Genomic DNA, 16,496 nt, shown 5'->3' with positions numbered 1-16,496 from the left:
AATCCTTATCGGCTCAGCACAAGCTGTGGCATGGACTTTTTCGGCCACCACGGCCACAAAACGGGCGAGTTGACCGCCCGGCGCTAAACGATCTCGCGCGGATTGTGCACCAGTCGTTATGCGGAGGGGTGCCCCTCAATTACGGAGGGTGAGAGCAGTAACGTCGGATCATGGTCGTCAACGTCGGGAACACCGGGAACGCCGGACGTGCTGCCGGTATCGCGTGGGGAGTGGCGGAGCGGTACCGGGAGTTCTCCTGGCGGGAGGCGCGGGGCCGGTCGGACGCGCACGAGGAGCTGAGCGCGCGGATCAGCCAGGACGCGGAGCTCTGCGACCTGCTGTCGGGATCGCTGCCCGCCGGCAACAAACAGCAGCCGAATCTCCTGCTCGCCGCCGTCCGTTATCTCGACGGCCCGCACGCCGAAACGGGCCCGCGCGGTGAGGCCGCGTACGGGCGCTGGCGCGAGTGGACGATCCGGCACTGGGACGAGGTACGCACGGTGATCATGCAGCGCGCCACCCAGACCAACGAACCGGCCCGCTGCGCCACCCTGCTGCCGCTGCTCGCCCGTCTGCCGCAGCCGCTGGCGCTGCTGGAGGCCGGTACGTCCGCGGGACTGTGTCTGCACCCCGACCGCTATCGCTACCGGTACGAGGCCGACGGCGAGGACGGGGACGGCCGCCGGGCGGGCGCCCTCCGCACCGAGCTGGGGGCGCCGGAGAGCCCGCTGGAGCTCACCTGCCGTACGGGAGGGGCCGCCGACGAGCTGCCCGACCGGATGCCGGAGATCGTGTGGCGGGCCGGCATCGACCTCGACCCGCTCGACCCGGTTGCCGAACCGGATGATCTGCGCTGGCTGCAGGCGCTCGTATGGCCGGGCGACGGGGAGCGTACGGCGCGGCTGTCCGCGGCCGTCGAAGCGGTGCGGCCGGCGCCGCGGCCGCGGATGGTGCGCGGCGATCTGCTCGACGAGCTGCCCGCGCTCGCCGCCGAGGCGCCGCCCGAGGCGACGCTGGTCATCTTCCACAGCTCGGTGCTGACCTACCTCCCGCCCGCCCGCCGCGAGGAGTTCGCCCGGCTCGTACGGTCTCTGCTCGACGGACGGCCCGGCGGCGGCCACTGGATCTCCAACGAGCACCACTCCGTGTTGCCCTGGATCACCGGCCCGGCACACCACTCGCCCCGCCCGGACGACCCGCTGCTGCTGACCCTCGCGCTCGACGGGCACCCGGTCGCACTCACCGGCCCGCACGGCCAGAGCCTGCACGGCCTCCCCGGGGCGACGGACATCCCGGGGAGCTGAGCGCGGCCCCGATATCCGTACGCGCGACCTGACCTCCCATACACACGGCCCGATACCCCGTACGCGCAACACGGCCTCCCATACACACGGCCCGACCCGTACACCCAGCCCGGCCCCGGACGCGCCCCGATTCCCGTACGCGCGCCCCGATTCCCCTACGCGCGCCCCGGCTCCCGTACGCAGCGCCCACGCCCCTCCGCGGCCCCGCCCCGTAGGTCGCCCCCAGGCCCCTACGAACGCCGACGCCTACGCCCCCATCGGCCGCTGCACCGCCAGCAGCGCCATATCGTCGGCCGGCGCGCCGCCCGTATGGCGTGCGACGTCCTCGACGACGGTGTCCAGGAGGACGTCCGGGCCGGGGAAGCGGCAGCCGCGCAGTTTGCTCGACGGGTTGTAGAAGCGGCCGAGCAGGTCCCGGGCCTCGGTCACCCCGTCGGTGAAGAAGAGCAGCAGGGCCCCGGCCGGGAAGAACGTCTCGTCCGGCCGGTCCGGCCGGCTCGCCATCTCGCCCAGCCCGAGGGGCAGCGCCGGCGCCGCGGGAGCCAGCTCGCGCAGACCGCCGTCCGGGGTGAGCAGCAGCGGGGGCGGGTGGCCCCGGTTGAGCACCCGCAGCACGGACTGCCCGTCGGCGGGGATCTCGGCCAGCACGGCAGTGGTGAACCCCTCGGTCCGCTCCACCCCGTTGCGCCGCCCGCCCTCCCGTTGCAGCGCCCGCTCCAGCCGCCCCGCCACCGCACCCAAGGTGCTCTCCTGTTCCGCCGCCTCGCGAAAGGCGCCGATGACGATCACCGCGGTCTCCACCGCCTCCAGCCCCTTGCCCCGTACGTCGCCGACGATCAGCCGTAGGCCGTGCGGGGTGTCCTGCACCGCATAGAGGTCGCCGCCGATCCGGGCATCCGCCCGCGCGCCCACATAGCGGGCGGCGAGGGCGAGCCCGGCGAGCCGTTCGGGCGGCATGGGCAGTACGGCGCGCTGGGCGGCCTCCGAGACGTCCCGTACGGAGGCCAGACGGGCATCGACCGTCCGGACGACCCGGTTGATGCCGAGGGCCAGCAGGGCGACGACAAGGACCGTGGCGATCTCCGTCACCGACTCGCTGTAGTTCTGCCCGGCGCTGCGGTAGGTGACGACCCAGATCTCGCCGAGCAAAGCGGCCAGGGCCGTGAGGGCGGTGCCCCGCAGGGAGAAGAGCGGCGCGGCGACCAGCGGGGCGGCGGAGAAGAAGGGGGCGGCCGTGTAACTGGCCGGCGTCCCCATGTCGAAGACGACCCCGCCGACGATGAGGATGGCGGGAAGTCGGCGCACCAGCAGACGGCCGGACCACGACATCCGGGAGCGGCCCTCCTCGCGGGCCCCGCGCTCCCCGTCGTCCTCGCCCTCGGGGGGCGCCTCACCTCGGAGCATCCGCACCGGCCTCTTCCCACTCCCGCCCGTCCGTACGGGCACCGCCGTGCCGGTCGCCTGGACGTCCCCAGGCTTGCCGGTACGGGGCGGGACGGCGACTCGTCGGGGGCCGGACGGGTCACCGGACCGGCCGCGCCACGTGAGGAAGAGGCGAGGGCGGGCGAAGAGGACCGGGCGCAGCGGCGGCCTCTCCAACCACCTCGTGCCACCCGCCTCGTGCCGCCCGATTCGCGCCCCCAAGCCCGTTCCGCCCCACAGCACTTGAGCCCCGCCCCGGACACCGCTCATGACCGAGGGCCCGGACCGCACACGGTCCGGGCCCTCAGGCCACTGCACACACCGGCCGGACGGTCTCCCCGTCCGCTTCTGGTGGGCCATCAGGGGCTCGAACCCTGAACCAATGGATTAAAAGTCCACTGCTCTGCCAATTGAGCTAATGGCCCGCACCGAGCAGCATAGCCCGAGGAGGTGCCGCAGCCCGAAGGCATTACGGATCAAGCCATGCGGCGGGGTGCCGCGGGGCCGGCCGACGGGCCCTGCGGGGCATCGGGTGTGCCGTACAACACGCAGGGCCCGTACGGCACTTGCGTGCGTACGGGCCCTGCGGATCAGCGTCGGTGATCAGCCGTTGCGCTTCCAGCGCGGCTTGTCCTCGCGGCGGCCGAAGGAGCCGGTCGGGGCGCCACGGTGGTCGTCACGACGGCCGTACGGGCGGTCGCCGCCGGAGCGGTGGCCACCGGAGGACGGACGGCCGGAACGGTCGTCACGGTTGAACGGACGGTCGCCGCCGCCGGAGCGGTAGCCACCGGAGGCCGGACGGCCGCCGGTACGGTCGTCACGGTTGAACGGGCGGCTCGGACGGTCGCCGCGGTCACGGTTGAAACCGCCACCGGAACGGTCGTCACGGCGCTCGAAGGAACGGCCACCGGAACGGTCGTCACGACGGTCGCGGTTGAAGCCACCACCGGAACGGTCATCGCGACGGTCACGGTCGAAGGAACGGCCACCGGAGCGGTCATCGCGACGGTCCCGGCCGAAACCGCCCCGGTCGTCCCGGCGGTCACGGTTGAAACCGCCACCGGAACGGTCATCGCGACGGTCGAAGGAACGACCACCGGAACGGTCATCACGACGGTCGCGGTTGAAGCCACCACCGGAACGGTCATCGCGACGGTCACGGTCGAAGGAACGACCACCGGAGCGGTCGTCACGACGGTCCCGGCGCTCGAAGTTGCCCCGGTCGTCGCGGCGCTCGTCCGACGCAGCGGCCTGGGCCGGAACGGCGGCCTCGGCCACCTCGGCGGCGGCGGTCTCGGCAGCGGCGGCGAGCGCCTCGGCCGGGTCCTCACCGCGCTCGCGGGCGGCACGGGCGGTCAGCCGGTCGGCCTCCTCGCGCAGCTCGCCGGCGCGGCGCTGCAGGCGCTCCAGCTCACGGGTGAGCTCGCTCACCTCGCGCTCGACCTGCTTGGCGGTGTTGTTGGCCGACTCGGCCTGGACCTCGGTGAGCGAGCGCGCACCGGTGATCCGGGCGACGTCCTCGTCGAAGGCGCCGGAGCCGCCGACGATGTGGCGCGAGGCGTCCACGCCCGCGTCCTCCATCAGCCGGAAGATCTGCCGGCGCTGGTGCGGCAGCGACAGCGAGACGACGGTGCCGGACTGGCCGGCGCGGGCGGTACGGCCCGAGCGGTGCAGGTAGTCCTTGTGGTCACCGGCCGGGTCGACGTTGAGGACCAGGTCGATACCGTCGACGTGGATACCGCGGGCGGCGACGTCGGTGGCGACCAGCGCGTTGACGTAGCCGTCCTTGAAGTCCGCGAGCACCCGTGTCCGCGCGCCCTGGGTCATACCGCCGTGCAGCGCGTCGGCCTTCACGCCGGACTCGACGAGCTGCTCGGCGATGCGGTCGGCGCCCAGCTGGGTGCGGACGAAGATGATGGTGCGGCCCTTGCGGGCGGCGATCGCGGCGGTGACCGGCGCCTTGTCCTTCGGCTTCACGACCAGGACGTGGTGGGTCATGGTGGTGACGTTGCCCTGGGCGCTGTCGACCTCGTGGCTGACCGGGTTGGTCAGGTAGCGCTTGACCAGCGTGCCGATCTCGTTCTCCATCGTGGCGGAGAAGAGCATCCGCTGGCCGCCGGACGGCACCTGGTCGAGCAGCTCGGTGACCTCGGGCAGGAAGCCCAGGTCGGACATCTGGTCGGCCTCGTCGAGGACGGCGACCTGGATGTTCTCCAGGGAGCAGGCGCCGCGGTTGATGATGTCGCGCAGCCGGCCCGGGGTGGCGACGAGGACGTCGACACCGCGCTCCAGCGCGTAGATCTGGTTGCCCATGGACGTACCGCCGCAGACGACCTTCATCTTCAGGCCGAGGACGTCGCCGTAGGGCTGGAGCGCATCCGCGACCTGCATCGCGAGCTCACGGGTCGGGGTGAGGATGACCGCGCGCGGCTTCTTCTTCTCGGTGTGGCCGCCGGCCAGCGTGGCCAGGGTCGGCAGACCGAAGGAGAGGGTCTTGCCGGAGCCGGTGCGGCCACGGCCGAGGATGTCCTTGCCGGCTAGGGCGTCCGGAATGGTCGCGGCCTGGATGGGGAAGGGGGTGGTGACGCCGTTCTGCGCGAGCTTGCGGACGACGCCCTCGGGCAGTCCGAGGTCGGCGAAGGTGACGGTGTCGGTGGCGGCTTCCGCCGCGTCGGTCTCGGGCGCCTCGTCGGCGGCCGTCACCTCGGGAGCCGTCTGCTCGTCGAGTGCGGGCATGACGGACTGCTCAGTGGAAATGGACATGCGAAATGCGAAACCTTCCGGAGTCTCGGCACGCGCCCAAACTCCGTGTGTTTCACACGACCGCCTCTATGCGGTCAGCCACGGCAAGGGAGAGAACGCGCCACGCGGCGCGCTTCTTTTCTGGCGCCGGGCAAATGGGATCAAACGATCTACCACCATACGCACTCCGCACCCCGGATGGCAAATGACCTTCTGACCAGGCCTTCCGTTCCCCCGGACAAACCTACCCGCCCCGCCCGGAACCCCCTTATGCCTCCTCGTCGTAGAGGTCCGACTCCGACGCCATCGGCGAGACGGGGGACGGGCCGGAGGCATGGGAGCTCGGCGGTGGCGGGGGGCTGCTGGCCGGCGGGGTCGGCTGCGCGGGGGGCGTACTGGGCGCGGGTGAGGCCGGCGGGGTGGCCGGGCGGTCGGGGTGGGACGGCGAGGGCTCCGCGTGTCCGGGGCGTCCGCCATGACCGCCGGAGCCGCCGTGGCCGCCGGCACCCGGCTCGGGGCCCGACGGCCGCACCGGGCGGGACGGCGTACCGGGCTCGGACGGCTCCGGCGCCGCGCTCTTCGACGGCTTGCCCTTCTTGCCCTTGCCACCGGCCGGGCGGCCCTCACCGTTGCGCCCCATGCGCCGCGGGCCGTCGCCCCGGCCGTCCACGGTCACCCCGTTGGGGCCGGACCACGCGTCCTTCCCGTCGTGCCGCGCGGTGCTGCCGGACGGTTTCGGCTCCTCCGGATCGCTCACGCTCATACAGCCGGCCAGCGTCGCGGCCAGCGCGGAGACGGCCACGGCCGCGGCGGTGGCCCGGGAGCGCACCCGGCCCGACGGAGGGCGCGACGAAGGGACGGGAGCAGGGGACGACGACGGGGACGGTGTCGGCGTCAGGGACGACTGGCGATGTGGGCTCGGGCGCACGGCGGGACCTCCGGATCCGGAACGCAGGGACGGCGGCACGGACGCCCTGCCCAACTCCCGCTCCCCACCTGAGGACACGCACCACGCCCGGCCGATCGCGCCGGGCGCGCGTTCCGGGGGCCGCCCGCACTCCCGACGGCCCCTGGGAGCCGCCCCCTAGGAGCCGGCCCTTCGACCGTCCCTAGCCGTAGCCCAGCGCGTGCAGCCGCTCGTCGTCGATCCCGAAGTGGTGCGCGATCTCATGAACGACCGTCACCTCGGTCTCCGCGACCACGTCCTCACGGGTCTCGCACATCCGCAGCGTCGGCCCCCGGTAGATGGTGATCCGGTCCGGGAGCACGCCCGCGTACCACTCGCCCCGGTCGGTCAGCGGCGTCCCCTCGTAGAGCCCGAGCAGCTCGGGGTCGTCGGTGGGCGGTTCGTCCTCGACGAAGACCGCCACGTTGTCCATCAGCCGGGTCAGTTCCGGCGGGATCCGGTCCAGCGCCTCGGCGACCAGTTCCTCGAACTCCTCGCGCGTCATTTCCAGCACACCACCATTCTCCGCCACGCTGCCTCCCCACCGATCGTCGCGGCCCGCCCGGCGCACCGCAGCCCAACCGGAAGCCGCCACTCCTCGCTTAACGGCGCCACGGACGGGCATACGGGACCAATGGCCCGCGCAGCGCGCTCCCGGACACCACACCCCGACACCCCGCAAAGCCCTCTGCACCGGCTGCTCCATACCGGCCTCCACGGCGTACGCGCCCTCCCGGCAGCCGTCCGCCGCGCCTACCGCTCCCGCCGTACGGCCCCCACCGCCGGCTTAGCCGAGTCACCGCACCCACTGACCCGCTCCCTCGGCCTGATAGCCGTCACCGTCGTCGGCGCCTGGCTGGGCCTGCTCCTGATCGGCAGCCTCCGTGTCCCCGTCGGCCCGATGGACACCAGCATGGCGCTGCGACCCTCGCTGGCCGGCGGCACCCGGATCGACGTCGCACCGCTCGGCGACCTGGAACTGAGCAGCCACCACGCGCCCGTACGGCTCGATGTCGACGTCGACCGGCTGGACCCGGTCCGCTCCCAGGCGCTGGTCGACCACCCCGAGCGGTTCGCCGGTCTGCAGGCCGAGGTCACCCACGACGTCACCCGCGGCGCCCTGGGGCTGGCGCTGCACTCCTGTGTCGCCGTGGCGTCCGGCGCCACCGCGCTGGGCCTGGCCGTCTACCGCCGCCCGCGCCGCGCACTGGCCGCCGGCGGTCTGGCGCTCACCCTGCTCGCCGCCTCCGCGGGCACCGCATACACCACCTGGGACCCCCAGTCCGTACTGGAGCCGAAGTTCTCCGGACTGCTCACCTCGGCCCCCTCCGTGGTCGGCAACGCCCGGAACATCGTCAGCGAATTCCACGTCTACCAGAAGGAGTTGGCGCGTCTGGTGACCAACGTCACCAAGCTCTACGACGCCACCTCGACGCTGCCGGCCTACCAGCCGGACCCCACCACCATCCGCGTCCTGCATGTCTCCGACATCCACCTCAACCCCGGCGCCTGGCGGATCATCGCCTCCCTGGTGAAGCAGTACCGGATCAACGTGATCGTCGACACCGGCGACACCATGGACCACGGCTCGGCCGCCGAGAACCACTTCCTGGACCCGGTCTCCACCCTCGGCGCCCCCTACGTGTGGGTGCGCGGCAACCACGACTCCCGCGGCACGCAGAAGTACCTGACCGGCCGACGCCACGTCACCGTCCTCGACCACGGCAAGGTCACCCAGGTCGCCGGCGTACGCATCGCGGGCGTCGGCGACCCGCAGTTCACCCCGGACCGCCGCGTGGTGGCTGCCGGTGACCCCGCCGAGCGCACCGCGGGCGGCCGCCTCGCCGACGCGCTGCGCACCCAGCGGCTGGCCGGCACCCCCGTCGACATCGCGCTGGCCCACAACCCCGCCGCCGTGACCGAGGCGGACGGCCTGGCCCCGCTGGCCCTGGCCGGCCATGTCCACCACCGCGAGAACACCCTGCTCCCCCAGGGCACCCGGCTGATGGTCGAGGGCTCGACGGGCGGCGGCGGACTGCGCGCGGTGCAGAACAAGAAGCCCGAGCCGGTCCTGGCGTCGGTGCTCTACCTGGACCGGACGACGAAACGGCTGCAGGCCTGGGACGAGATCACCCTCGGCGGACTGGGCCTTTCCCGGGCCGAGGTCAGCCGCCACCTCCCCCGGGAGAACCAACCCGGCGCCACGCCCTCACCGTCCACTTCACCGCCCTCGGCCGACCCGTCGTCCGGTCCCCCGTCCGGCCCCTCGCCCGGCTCTGCTTCACGCCCGGCCAGGAGTCCTTCCGAGCACCCCCGCTGAACCGTTTTGGCGAACGGTCCTCCCATCCCATATGCTTCTCACGTCCCCGACGGCGCCGGTAACGACGCCAAGGTGGCCACCAGCCCTCATCGTCTAGTGGCCCAGGACGCCGCCCTTTCAAGGCGGTAGCACGGGTTCGAATCCCGTTGGGGGCACGCATCACCGTGTGCGAGACTGGCTCACGCCGCTTTCGCACAATGCAAGGTCCTGTGGAGCAGTTTGGAGTGCTCGCCACCCTGTCAAGGTGGAGGCCGCGGGTTCAAATCCCGTCAGGACCGCTGCGGCTGGGTAGCTCAGTTGGTACGAGCGATCGCCTGAAAAGCGATAGGTCGCCGGTTCGACCCCGGCCCCAGCCACACCCATTGGGAGAAGGCCCCGATTCCTCGAATCGGGGCCTTTTTCGTCGCTATCCGACGCCGGCTTCCCGGGCGGCCTCGGAGGGCCGGCCCTCCGGCTGCCAGAAGATCAGCCGGGCACCGCCGGTGATCACCCCCGTCGCCGCCAGGCCCATGGCCATCCGCACCAGCCGCATATCGCCTTCCCAGTAGTGCCACGGACCGAAGACCAGCCAGCTGGCGAGCGCGATACCGGCGACCATCATGACGACGCCCGCTATGCGTCGTATTCCCTTGTCCATGCGGTCATCCTCGCGTATGCGCACAGGCGTCGTGATCCATCTTTCCGCCCCCGGTGCCCTCTCCCCGCGGCCACCCGGATGGCGGTGCCGCCGGCTCCGAAGGCCGCGGGCGCGAGGTGCGGGCGGGGCACCGGGCACCGTCCGCGCGGGCAAATGGTTCGCCAGTCGTTCAGGGGAGGTGAGATCCTGGGGGACGTATGTCCAGTCAGCCTGCCTCCGCCCTGCCCGACGGCTCTGCTCCCGCGCTGCCCGGCACCCCCGCTCCCGGCCTCTCCGACCTGCTGGAACGTCTGCCCGAGCTGATGCTGCGCGATCAGCAGCGGCTGGGCCGCCGGCTCGACGGCGCACGCCGTATCCGTAAGCCCGAAGCCCGGGCGGCGGTGCTCTCGGAGATCGCCGGCGGTATCGACGAGGCGGAGCTGCGGGTCGAGCAGCGTCGCGCCGCGGTACCCGAGATCACGTATCCGGAAGAGCTGCCGGTCAGCCAGAAGAAGGACGAGATCCTCGCCGCGATCCGCGACCACCAGGTCGTGATCGTCGCCGGTGAGACCGGGTCCGGCAAGACGACGCAGATCCCCAAGATCTGTCTGGAGCTGGGCCGGGGTGTCCGGGGCCTGATCGGGCACACCCAGCCGCGCCGGATCGCGGCCCGTACGGTCGCCGAGCGGGTGGCCGAGGAGCTGAAGACCCCGCTGGGCGAGGCGGTCGGCTGGAAGGTCCGCTTCACGGACCAGGTCGGCGGGGACACCCTCGTCAAGCTGATGACGGACGGCATCCTGCTCGCCGAGATCCAGACGGACCGGGAGCTGCGCCAGTACGACACGATCATCATCGACGAGGCACACGAGCGCAGCCTCAACATCGACTTCATCCTCGGCTATCTGGCCCAGCTGCTGCCCCGGCGCCCGGACCTCAAGGTCGTCATCACCTCGGCGACCATCGACCCGGAGCGGTTCGCCCGGCACTTCGGCAGCGTCGCGTCCGTAGGGGCGGCGCCGGACCGCGCCGGCTCCCCGCCCGCCCCGGACGCCTCCGGGAACGACGACGGGACGAAGCCGACGGCTCCGGTCGTCGAGGTCTCCGGCCGGACCTATCCGGTGGAGGTGCGCTACCGCCCGCTGCTGGAGGAGGGCGGCCAGGCCGCGAACAACCTGGAGGGCGACCGCGACCAGATCACCGCGATCTGCGACGCCGTGGACGAGCTCCAGTCCGCCGGGCCCGGCGACATCCTGGTCTTCCTCTCCGGCGAACGGGAGATCCGCGACACCGCGGACGCGCTCAACAAGAAGGCCCTCCCGTTCACCGAGGTCCTCCCCCTGTACGCGCGGCTGTCGCACGCCGAGCAGCACCGTGTCTTCCAGCGGCACACGGGCAGACGGATCGTGCTGGCCACGAACGTCGCCGAGACCTCGCTGACCGTCCCGGGCATCAAGTACGTCATCGACCCGGGCATGGCCCGTATCTCCCGCTACAGCTACCGCACCAAGGTCCAGCGGCTGCCCATCGAGCCGGTCTCGCAGGCCAGCGCCAACCAGCGCAAGGGCCGCTGCGGCCGTACCAGCGACGGCATCTGCATCCGCCTCTACTCCGAGGACGACTTCCTCTCCCGCCCCGAGTTCACGGACGCGGAGATCCTCCGGACGAATCTCGCCTCCGTCATCCTGCAGATGACCGCGGCCGGCCTCGGCGAGATCGAGAAGTTCCCGTTCATCGACCCGCCGGACCGCCGCAACATCAAGGACGGCGTCGATCTGCTGAGCGAGCTCGGCGCGCTCGACATCAAGCAGAAGGACCCCAAGAAGCGGCTGACCCCGCTCGGCCGCAAGCTCTCGCAGCTGCCGGTCGACCCGCGGCTGGCGCGGATGGTGCTGGAGGCGGACCGCAACGGCTGTGTCCGCGAGGTCATGGTCATCGCGGCGGCCCTGTCCATCCAGGACCCGCGCGAGCGGCCCGCGGACAAACAGCAGCAGGCCGACCAGCAGCACGCCCGCTTCAAGGACGAGACCTCCGACTTCCTCGCCTTCCTCAACCTCTGGCGCTATGTCCGCGAGCAGCAGAAGGAGCTGTCCTCCTCGGCCTTCCGCCGAATGTGCCGCAGCGAGTTCCTGAACTATCTCCGGATACGTGAGTGGCAGGACATCTACTCCCAGCTGCGTTCGGTCGCCAAGACGATGGGCATCCACCTCAGCGAGCAGGATGCGGCGCCGGACCCCATCCACACCTCCCTGCTTTCCGGTTTGCTTTCGCATATCGGCATCAAGGACACCGACGCCAAGAACGAGTATCTGGGCGCCCGCAGCGCCAAGTTCGCGGTCTTCCCCGGCTCCGCGCTCTTCAAGAAGCCCCCGCGCTGGGTGATGTCCGCCGAGCTGGTCGAGACGTCCCGCCTGTGGGCGCGGGTGAACGCGAAGATCGAGCCGGAATGGATCGAGCCGCTCGCCCAGCACCTGGTCAAGCGGACATACAGCGAGCCGCACTGGGAACAGAAGATGGCCGCGGTGATGGCGTACGAGCGGGTGACGCTCTACGGCGTCCCGATCGTCGCCCAGCGCAAGATCACCTACGGCCGGATCGATCCGGAGACCTCACGCGATCTGTTCATCCGTAACGCCCTGGTCGAGGGCGACTGGCGCACCCACCACCAGTTCTTCCATGACAACCGCAAACTTCTCGGCGAGGTCGAGGAGTTGGAGCACCGCGCCCGGCGCCGCGACATCCTCGTGGACGACGAGACGCTCTTCGACTTCTACGACCAGCGCATCCCCGCGGACGTGGTCTCCGGCGCGCACTTCGACGCCTGGTGGAAGAAGAAGCACCGCGAAGAGCCGGAGCTGCTGAACTTCGAGCACTCGATGCTCATCAACGAGTCCGCCGAGGCCGTCACGAAGGACGACTACCCGGATTCCTGGCGGCAGGGCAAGCTGAAGTTCAAGGTCACCTACCAGTTCGAGCCGGGCGCGGACGCGGACGGTGTGACCGTCCACATCCCCCTCCAGGTCCTCAACCAGGTCTCCTCCGAGGGCTTCGACTGGCAGATCCCGGGTCTGCGCGAGCAGCTGGTGACGGAGCTGATCCGGTCCCTGCCCAAGCCGATCCGGCGCAACTACGTCCCGGCACCGAACTTCGCGGCCCGCTTCCTGGACTCCACGGTCCCGCTGCAGGGCGCTCTGACGACGTCTCTGGCCGCGGGGCTGCAGCGGATGGTGGGCGTACCCGTGGAGGCCGCGGACTTCGACACGGCCAAGGTCCCGGACCACCTCAAGATCACCTTCCGGGTGGTCGACGAGCGGCGCCGCAAGCTCGCCGAGGCCAAGGACCTGGAGGCGCTGCGGCTGAAGCTCAAGCCGAAGACCCGGGCGGCCATCTCCAAGGCCTTCGAGCAGGCCGCCGAGCGGCCCGCCAGGGACCGCAGGGGCGGCGGGGGCGACGGGCCGGCGCCGGCCGGTCCGGAGCAGCGCACGGGACTGACGTCCTGGACGATCGGCACGCTGCCGCGCACCTTCGAGACCCGGCGTGCGGGCCAGCCGCTGAAGGCCTACCCGGCGCTGGTCGACGAGGGCAGCAGCGTCGCCGTACGCCTCTTCGACACCGAGGCCGAGCAGCTCACGGCGATGTGGGCGGGCACCCGCCGGCTCATCCTGCTGAACATCCCGTCCAATCCGGCCAAGTTCGCCCAGGACAAGCTGAGCAATCAGCACAAGCTCGCGCTGTCCCGCAATCCGCACGGCTCCATCGCGGCGCTCTTCGAGGACTGCGTCACCGCCGCCGCGGACCGTCTGATCGCGGCCCGGGGCGGTCCGGCCTGGGACGAGGAGTCCTTCCGGAAGCTGTTCGACGCGGTCCGCGCGGACCTGGTGGACGTCACCCTGAAGACCATCCAGCAGGTCCAGGAGGTGCTGGCCGCCTGGCAGGCGTGCGAGCGCCGGCTGAAGGAGACGACGTTCCCCTCGCTGCTGCCGTCCCTTACGGACATCAAGGAGCAGCTGGCGGCGCTGATCAAGCCGGGCTTCGTGACGGCGCACGGCGCCAAGCGGCTGCCGGACCTGATGCGCTATCTGGTCGCCGCCGACCGCCGTCTGCAGCAGCTGCCCACCAACGCCGAGCGGGACCGCACCCGTATGGCGAAGGTGAAGGAGATGCAGGACGAATACGCCTGGCTGCTGGAGCAGTTCCCACAGGGCCGCCCGGTGCCGGCCGCGGCCCTGGAGATCCGCTGGATGATCGAGGAGCTCCGGGTGAGCTACTTCGCCCACGCTCTGGGGACCGCGTACCCGGTCTCCGACAAGCGCATCGTGAAGGCGGTGGACGCCGCCGCGCCGTAGGAACCAGGGCCGCCGGTATCGAGTTCGACCGCACCCCCTGACCTGCTGTACAGTCTTGCTTCGCAGCCCGCCGCAAGCGGAAAGCGAAACGCAAGGTCCTGTGGAGCAGTTTGGAGTGCTCGCCACCCTGTCAAGGTGGAGGCCGCGGGTTCAAATCCCGTCAGGACCGCTTTTTTACGGCCCGCATCCCTCTCGGATGCGGGCCGTACTGCTGTCCGGACCGGGCCGCGCCCCGTGCGAAGCCGCCGGGCATCCCACAACCCGTCAGGTCGCACCCCACGGCCCGTATCGCGCACCGGTGCGGGCCGCCTCGCCGACCGCCTGCCGGCCACTCCCCACACCCCCGCAGGACGCCGTCCCTGCCGCTGTCCATTTCCGACCCCGCCGGATGCGGACCGTAGCCGGATTGGCGCCCGCTGTATTGACGGCGGCACGTACCGCCGGTACTCACTGAGGAAGGCGTGGGGGCCGGGGAGGTATGCGCAATGACGACTGCGGTACGGCACGAGACCAGGGCGCTGTTGCGGGCCCATCTGTCAGCGGCCACGGGCTACCGCCACCTGACGCGGCACTGCCCCATCTGTCATCAGCTGCAACGGCTCGCCATGGAGCCGCACACGGCCCGCTCCGGGCCTCCGGCGCCGGCGTCCACCTCCGCCTCGCCCGCGGCCGTCTGTGAGTCGCCGGCGGGCGAGGACGGGACTCCCGCGACCGCGTGACCACCAGCGCCCTCGCCACCCACTGCGCGGTGAGGGCCCGTTGGGTGTGGCGGGCGGGGTTCTCTATCGCAGTGGACGTAACGTCTTCAAGCGCCGCGTAGTGTGACGGGTGTCACCGAACAAGTTTGGCGCGATGCGGAACTTACACCCTCCCTACAACCGGTCAATTTAATATGTGCAATTGCACCACCCCTGAGGCGGCTCCGGAAAGGGGGCCGGGGTCCACTCGGAAAGGCCCTCACAGGGCCCGTGAAGACCCCCTGGCCGCCGTCCGGGACGGTGCCGGCGCCAGGCCGGCCCGACCGCTCCGACGAGCCCTGAAGCGGGCGCACACAAAAAAATCGCGCTGGACCCGGCGGAGTCCAGCGCGATCGATGACGTACCCAAGTGGAGCAGGTGTGGGGCCTGTGGGGCAGGCGCCGCGTCGTATGAAGCTGTGTGGAGCGGTCGAGCGGTGTGGCGCAAAGCGGGCGCTTTCGGGTTGGGGGCCCCGAAAACGACCTGGTTATGCGGTTGTTCAGGCCTCGCTGCGCTGCTGCGGGATGCCCGCGAGCAGTGCGCGGACCTCAGCCTCGCGGTAACGCCGGTGTCCTCCGAGCGTGCGGATGGACGTGAGCTTGCCTGCCTTGGCCCAACGGGTCACCGTCTTCGGGTCCACGCGGAACATCGTGGCGACCTCAGCAGGGGTAAGCAGCGGCTCGGCGTCAGGGGTGCGAGCGGTCATGAGCGGCCTCCTCGGGAGAACCGAACCATCACGGTTCTTTCCTCTAAATTCTGCACCTTGACCCACGTTGCCCGAAATGGCGGACGCGGGCCGAGTCGGTTATAGGACGAACGGCTTGTCCTCGGCACTACAACTACACCATCTGTCCAGCCACGTCGGCCAAACCGATGGAATTGCCCTCTCAGGTGTTCAACCTCGGCGGAAGCCGATGGACCGTGCCATAGCGGACAGTCACCCGTCCGTGACGATCAGTCACAACGTGATCAGCCGCCACAGAACCCTCAAGGAACGCAATACCGATCTATCCGCCCTTAGTTGGACGGAAGGAGCCCAGGTCGGGCTCCTTGTCCTATTTTGGCACGAGGGTATGGCTTGGGAGCAAGACCCGAAGTCAGTGCTTTAGGTCACGCTTGAGGCAATCGCCCGGATCAGGACCTACGTCCTTTACCGTCCAACCACCGAAAAGCGAACGCAGCGCTTCCGCACCACAAACCTTCGGCACCGCACCGGCGCCTCAGCTGGAGAACTGTCGTTCCCGCACCGCACGCCACCGCTGGGAAAGCTTCTCGTACGCGACCCCGGCCCGCTCGCCGTCCCCCTCGCGCAGCGCCGCCAGCCCCTCCGCCACCTCGGCGGCGGAACGGTCCTCGGCGAGCTGCCCTTCGGGCACCGCGTGCACCAGCCCTCCGTAATCCAGCTCCACGAGCGAACGCGGATGGAATTCCTCGAGCCAGCGCCCCACATCTACCAGGCCGTCGATCAAGGGCCCCTCTTCCAGGGCGTCCCGCAGGGTGCGCAGCCCACGGGCGACCCGCCGCCGCGCCTGCACCATCGGCGTCCGGTAACGCAGCACCGGCCCCTGATCACCCTTCGTGTACTCCCGCTCGCCGTCGGAGAACAGCACGAACCAGCGGACCGGGACATGCCAGGCCGCCCCGCGGATCCAGGGTCTGGCGTCCGGGTTGCGCTCCCGCCACTGCTCGTAGTCGGTGGCCGCCTGCCGGCGCACGACCGGGGGCAGCGCCGCATCCAGCACCGAGGCCGGCAGCAGCTCGTCCAGCGTCTCCAGGGCCTGCCAGCCGCGCAGCCGGGTGCGCCACGGACAGACGCAGGTCACCTCGTTCACGACGGCGATGAAGGCGTCCGCGCTCTCGTGGACCGGCACCGGCACCGGTGGGGTCGGCAGCAGATCCGCCAGCGCCCGGCGCTGCTCGTCCTGGGCAGTAGGGGTCTTCGCCCGCTTGGCATAGCGCGCCCAGTGGGTGCGCTCCGGCTCGGGGAACGCAGCCAGCGGCTCGTAGACCCGTAGATATGCCATGTACGGGACCTTCACCGACGACGCCAGGGCCACGCCCGCTCC

The 16,496-nt window shown here is 71.0% G+C and carries 11 protein-coding genes and 5 tRNA genes; 8 read left to right on the top strand and 8 right to left on the bottom strand.

Annotated elements, in window-relative coordinates:
* Positions 1–170: 170 nt before the first annotated feature.
* Complete coding sequence (locus tag SLV14N_RS21820; protein WP_263270710.1) at positions 171–1,304, top strand: DUF2332 domain-containing protein; 1,134 nt, start codon at positions 171–173, stop codon at positions 1,302–1,304.
* A 246-nt stretch (positions 1,305–1,550) separates the two neighbouring features.
* Here the strand turns inward: SLV14N_RS21820 and SLV14N_RS21815 are convergent, their stop codons facing one another.
* The 5 genes from SLV14N_RS21815 to SLV14N_RS21795 form a co-directional block, all read right to left on the bottom strand.
* Complete coding sequence (locus SLV14N_RS21815) at positions 1,551–2,633, bottom strand: PP2C family protein-serine/threonine phosphatase (protein WP_263273237.1); 1,083 nt, start codon at positions 2,631–2,633, stop codon at positions 1,551–1,553.
* A 442-nt stretch (positions 2,634–3,075) separates the two neighbouring features.
* A tRNA-Lys gene (locus SLV14N_RS21810) sits at positions 3,076–3,151 on the bottom strand.
* 178 nt (positions 3,152–3,329) lie between these two features.
* Entirely contained in the window at positions 3,330–5,489 is a 2,160-nt protein-coding gene (locus tag SLV14N_RS21805) for a DEAD/DEAH box helicase (protein ID WP_263270709.1), read from the bottom strand.
* 247 nt (positions 5,490–5,736) lie between these two features.
* Positions 5,737–6,270 (bottom strand): hypothetical protein, encoded by a 534-nt coding sequence (locus SLV14N_RS21800; RefSeq protein ID WP_259670452.1) that lies wholly within the window; start codon positions 6,268–6,270, stop codon positions 5,737–5,739.
* Between the two features lie 307 nt (positions 6,271–6,577).
* Positions 6,578–6,928 carry a metallopeptidase family protein gene (locus SLV14N_RS21795; RefSeq protein ID WP_208688019.1) on the bottom strand — a complete coding sequence of 117 codons (351 nt, stop codon included), beginning with the start codon at positions 6,926–6,928 and terminating at the stop codon, positions 6,578–6,580.
* 120 nt (positions 6,929–7,048) lie between these two features.
* Here SLV14N_RS21795 and SLV14N_RS21790 point away from each other — a divergent pair, with 120 nt between their 5' ends.
* The 4 genes from SLV14N_RS21790 to SLV14N_RS21775 all read left to right on the top strand — a co-directional run bounded on the left by SLV14N_RS21790 (position 7,049) and on the right by SLV14N_RS21775 (position 9,090).
* Positions 7,049–8,734: a metallophosphoesterase gene (locus SLV14N_RS21790; RefSeq protein WP_263270708.1), complete on the top strand. Its 1,686-nt coding sequence runs from the start codon at positions 7,049–7,051 to the stop codon at positions 8,732–8,734.
* Positions 8,735–8,816: 82 nt separating this feature from the next.
* Positions 8,817–8,889: transfer RNA gene (locus tag SLV14N_RS21785), tRNA-Glu, on the top strand.
* Positions 8,890–8,937: 48 nt separating this feature from the next.
* Positions 8,938–9,012 (top strand) — tRNA-Asp (locus SLV14N_RS21780).
* 4 nt (positions 9,013–9,016) lie between these two features.
* Positions 9,017–9,090 (top strand) — tRNA-Phe (locus SLV14N_RS21775).
* Positions 9,091–9,140: 50 nt separating this feature from the next.
* On the opposite strand, the gene SLV14N_RS21770 is transcribed toward SLV14N_RS21775, so the two are convergent.
* Positions 9,141–9,371: a hypothetical protein gene (locus SLV14N_RS21770; RefSeq protein WP_259670451.1), complete on the bottom strand. Its 231-nt coding sequence runs from the start codon at positions 9,369–9,371 to the stop codon at positions 9,141–9,143.
* Between the two features lie 197 nt (positions 9,372–9,568).
* Here SLV14N_RS21770 and hrpA point away from each other — a divergent pair, with 197 nt between their 5' ends.
* The 3 genes from hrpA (at position 9,569) to SLV14N_RS21755 (ending at position 14,412) form a co-directional block, all read left to right on the top strand.
* Positions 9,569–13,693: an ATP-dependent RNA helicase HrpA gene (hrpA, locus tag SLV14N_RS21765; RefSeq protein WP_263270706.1), complete on the top strand. Its 4,125-nt coding sequence runs from the start codon at positions 9,569–9,571 to the stop codon at positions 13,691–13,693.
* 94 nt (positions 13,694–13,787) lie between these two features.
* A tRNA-Asp gene (locus SLV14N_RS21760) sits at positions 13,788–13,862 on the top strand.
* A 316-nt stretch (positions 13,863–14,178) separates the two neighbouring features.
* Complete coding sequence (locus SLV14N_RS21755; protein WP_263270704.1) at positions 14,179–14,412, top strand: DUF6274 family protein; 234 nt, start codon at positions 14,179–14,181, stop codon at positions 14,410–14,412.
* Between the two features lie 517 nt (positions 14,413–14,929).
* Here SLV14N_RS21755 and bldC read toward each other — a convergent pair.
* Positions 14,930–15,136 carry a developmental transcriptional regulator BldC gene (gene bldC, locus SLV14N_RS21750; protein WP_003949541.1) on the bottom strand — a complete coding sequence of 69 codons (207 nt, stop codon included), beginning with the start codon at positions 15,134–15,136 and terminating at the stop codon, positions 14,930–14,932.
* Between the two features lie 514 nt (positions 15,137–15,650).
* Positions 15,651–16,487, bottom strand: a complete 837-nt coding sequence (locus tag SLV14N_RS21745; RefSeq protein WP_208682895.1) for a hypothetical protein — start codon at positions 16,485–16,487, stop codon at positions 15,651–15,653.
* Positions 16,488–16,496: the final 9 nt, after the last annotated feature.

Origin of the sequence: Streptomyces sp. Je 1-4 4N24, assembly GCF_026239515.1 — a bacterium.
In the GTDB taxonomy this organism is placed as follows: Bacteria; Actinomycetota; Actinomycetes; order Streptomycetales; family Streptomycetaceae; genus Streptomyces; species Streptomyces nigrescens.
The sequence above is the reverse complement of the archived record's forward strand: the minus strand, read 5'-3'. Positions and strand labels throughout refer to the sequence as shown.

What these genes read in the sequence shown, in the direction of transcription:
- SLV14N_RS21820 (WP_263270710.1), top strand. Translation starts at nt 171, where the DNA reads ATGGTCGTCAACGTCGGGAACACCGGGAACGCCGGACGTGCTGCCGGT.
- SLV14N_RS21815 (WP_263273237.1), bottom strand. Translation starts at nt 2,633, where the DNA reads ATGTCGTGGTCCGGCCGTCTGCTGGTGCGCCGACTTCCCGCCATCCTC.
- SLV14N_RS21805 (WP_263270709.1), bottom strand. Translation starts at nt 5,489, where the DNA reads ATGTCCATTTCCACTGAGCAGTCCGTCATGCCCGCACTCGACGAGCAG.
- SLV14N_RS21790 (WP_263270708.1), top strand. Translation starts at nt 7,049, where the DNA reads ATGGCCCGCGCAGCGCGCTCCCGGACACCACACCCCGACACCCCGCAA.
- SLV14N_RS21770 (WP_259670451.1), bottom strand. Translation starts at nt 9,371, where the DNA reads ATGGACAAGGGAATACGACGCATAGCGGGCGTCGTCATGATGGTCGCC.
- hrpA (WP_263270706.1), top strand. Translation starts at nt 9,569, where the DNA reads ATGTCCAGTCAGCCTGCCTCCGCCCTGCCCGACGGCTCTGCTCCCGCG.
- SLV14N_RS21755 (WP_263270704.1), top strand. Translation starts at nt 14,179, where the DNA reads ATGACGACTGCGGTACGGCACGAGACCAGGGCGCTGTTGCGGGCCCAT.
- bldC (WP_003949541.1), bottom strand. Translation starts at nt 15,136, where the DNA reads ATGACCGCTCGCACCCCTGACGCCGAGCCGCTGCTTACCCCTGCTGAG.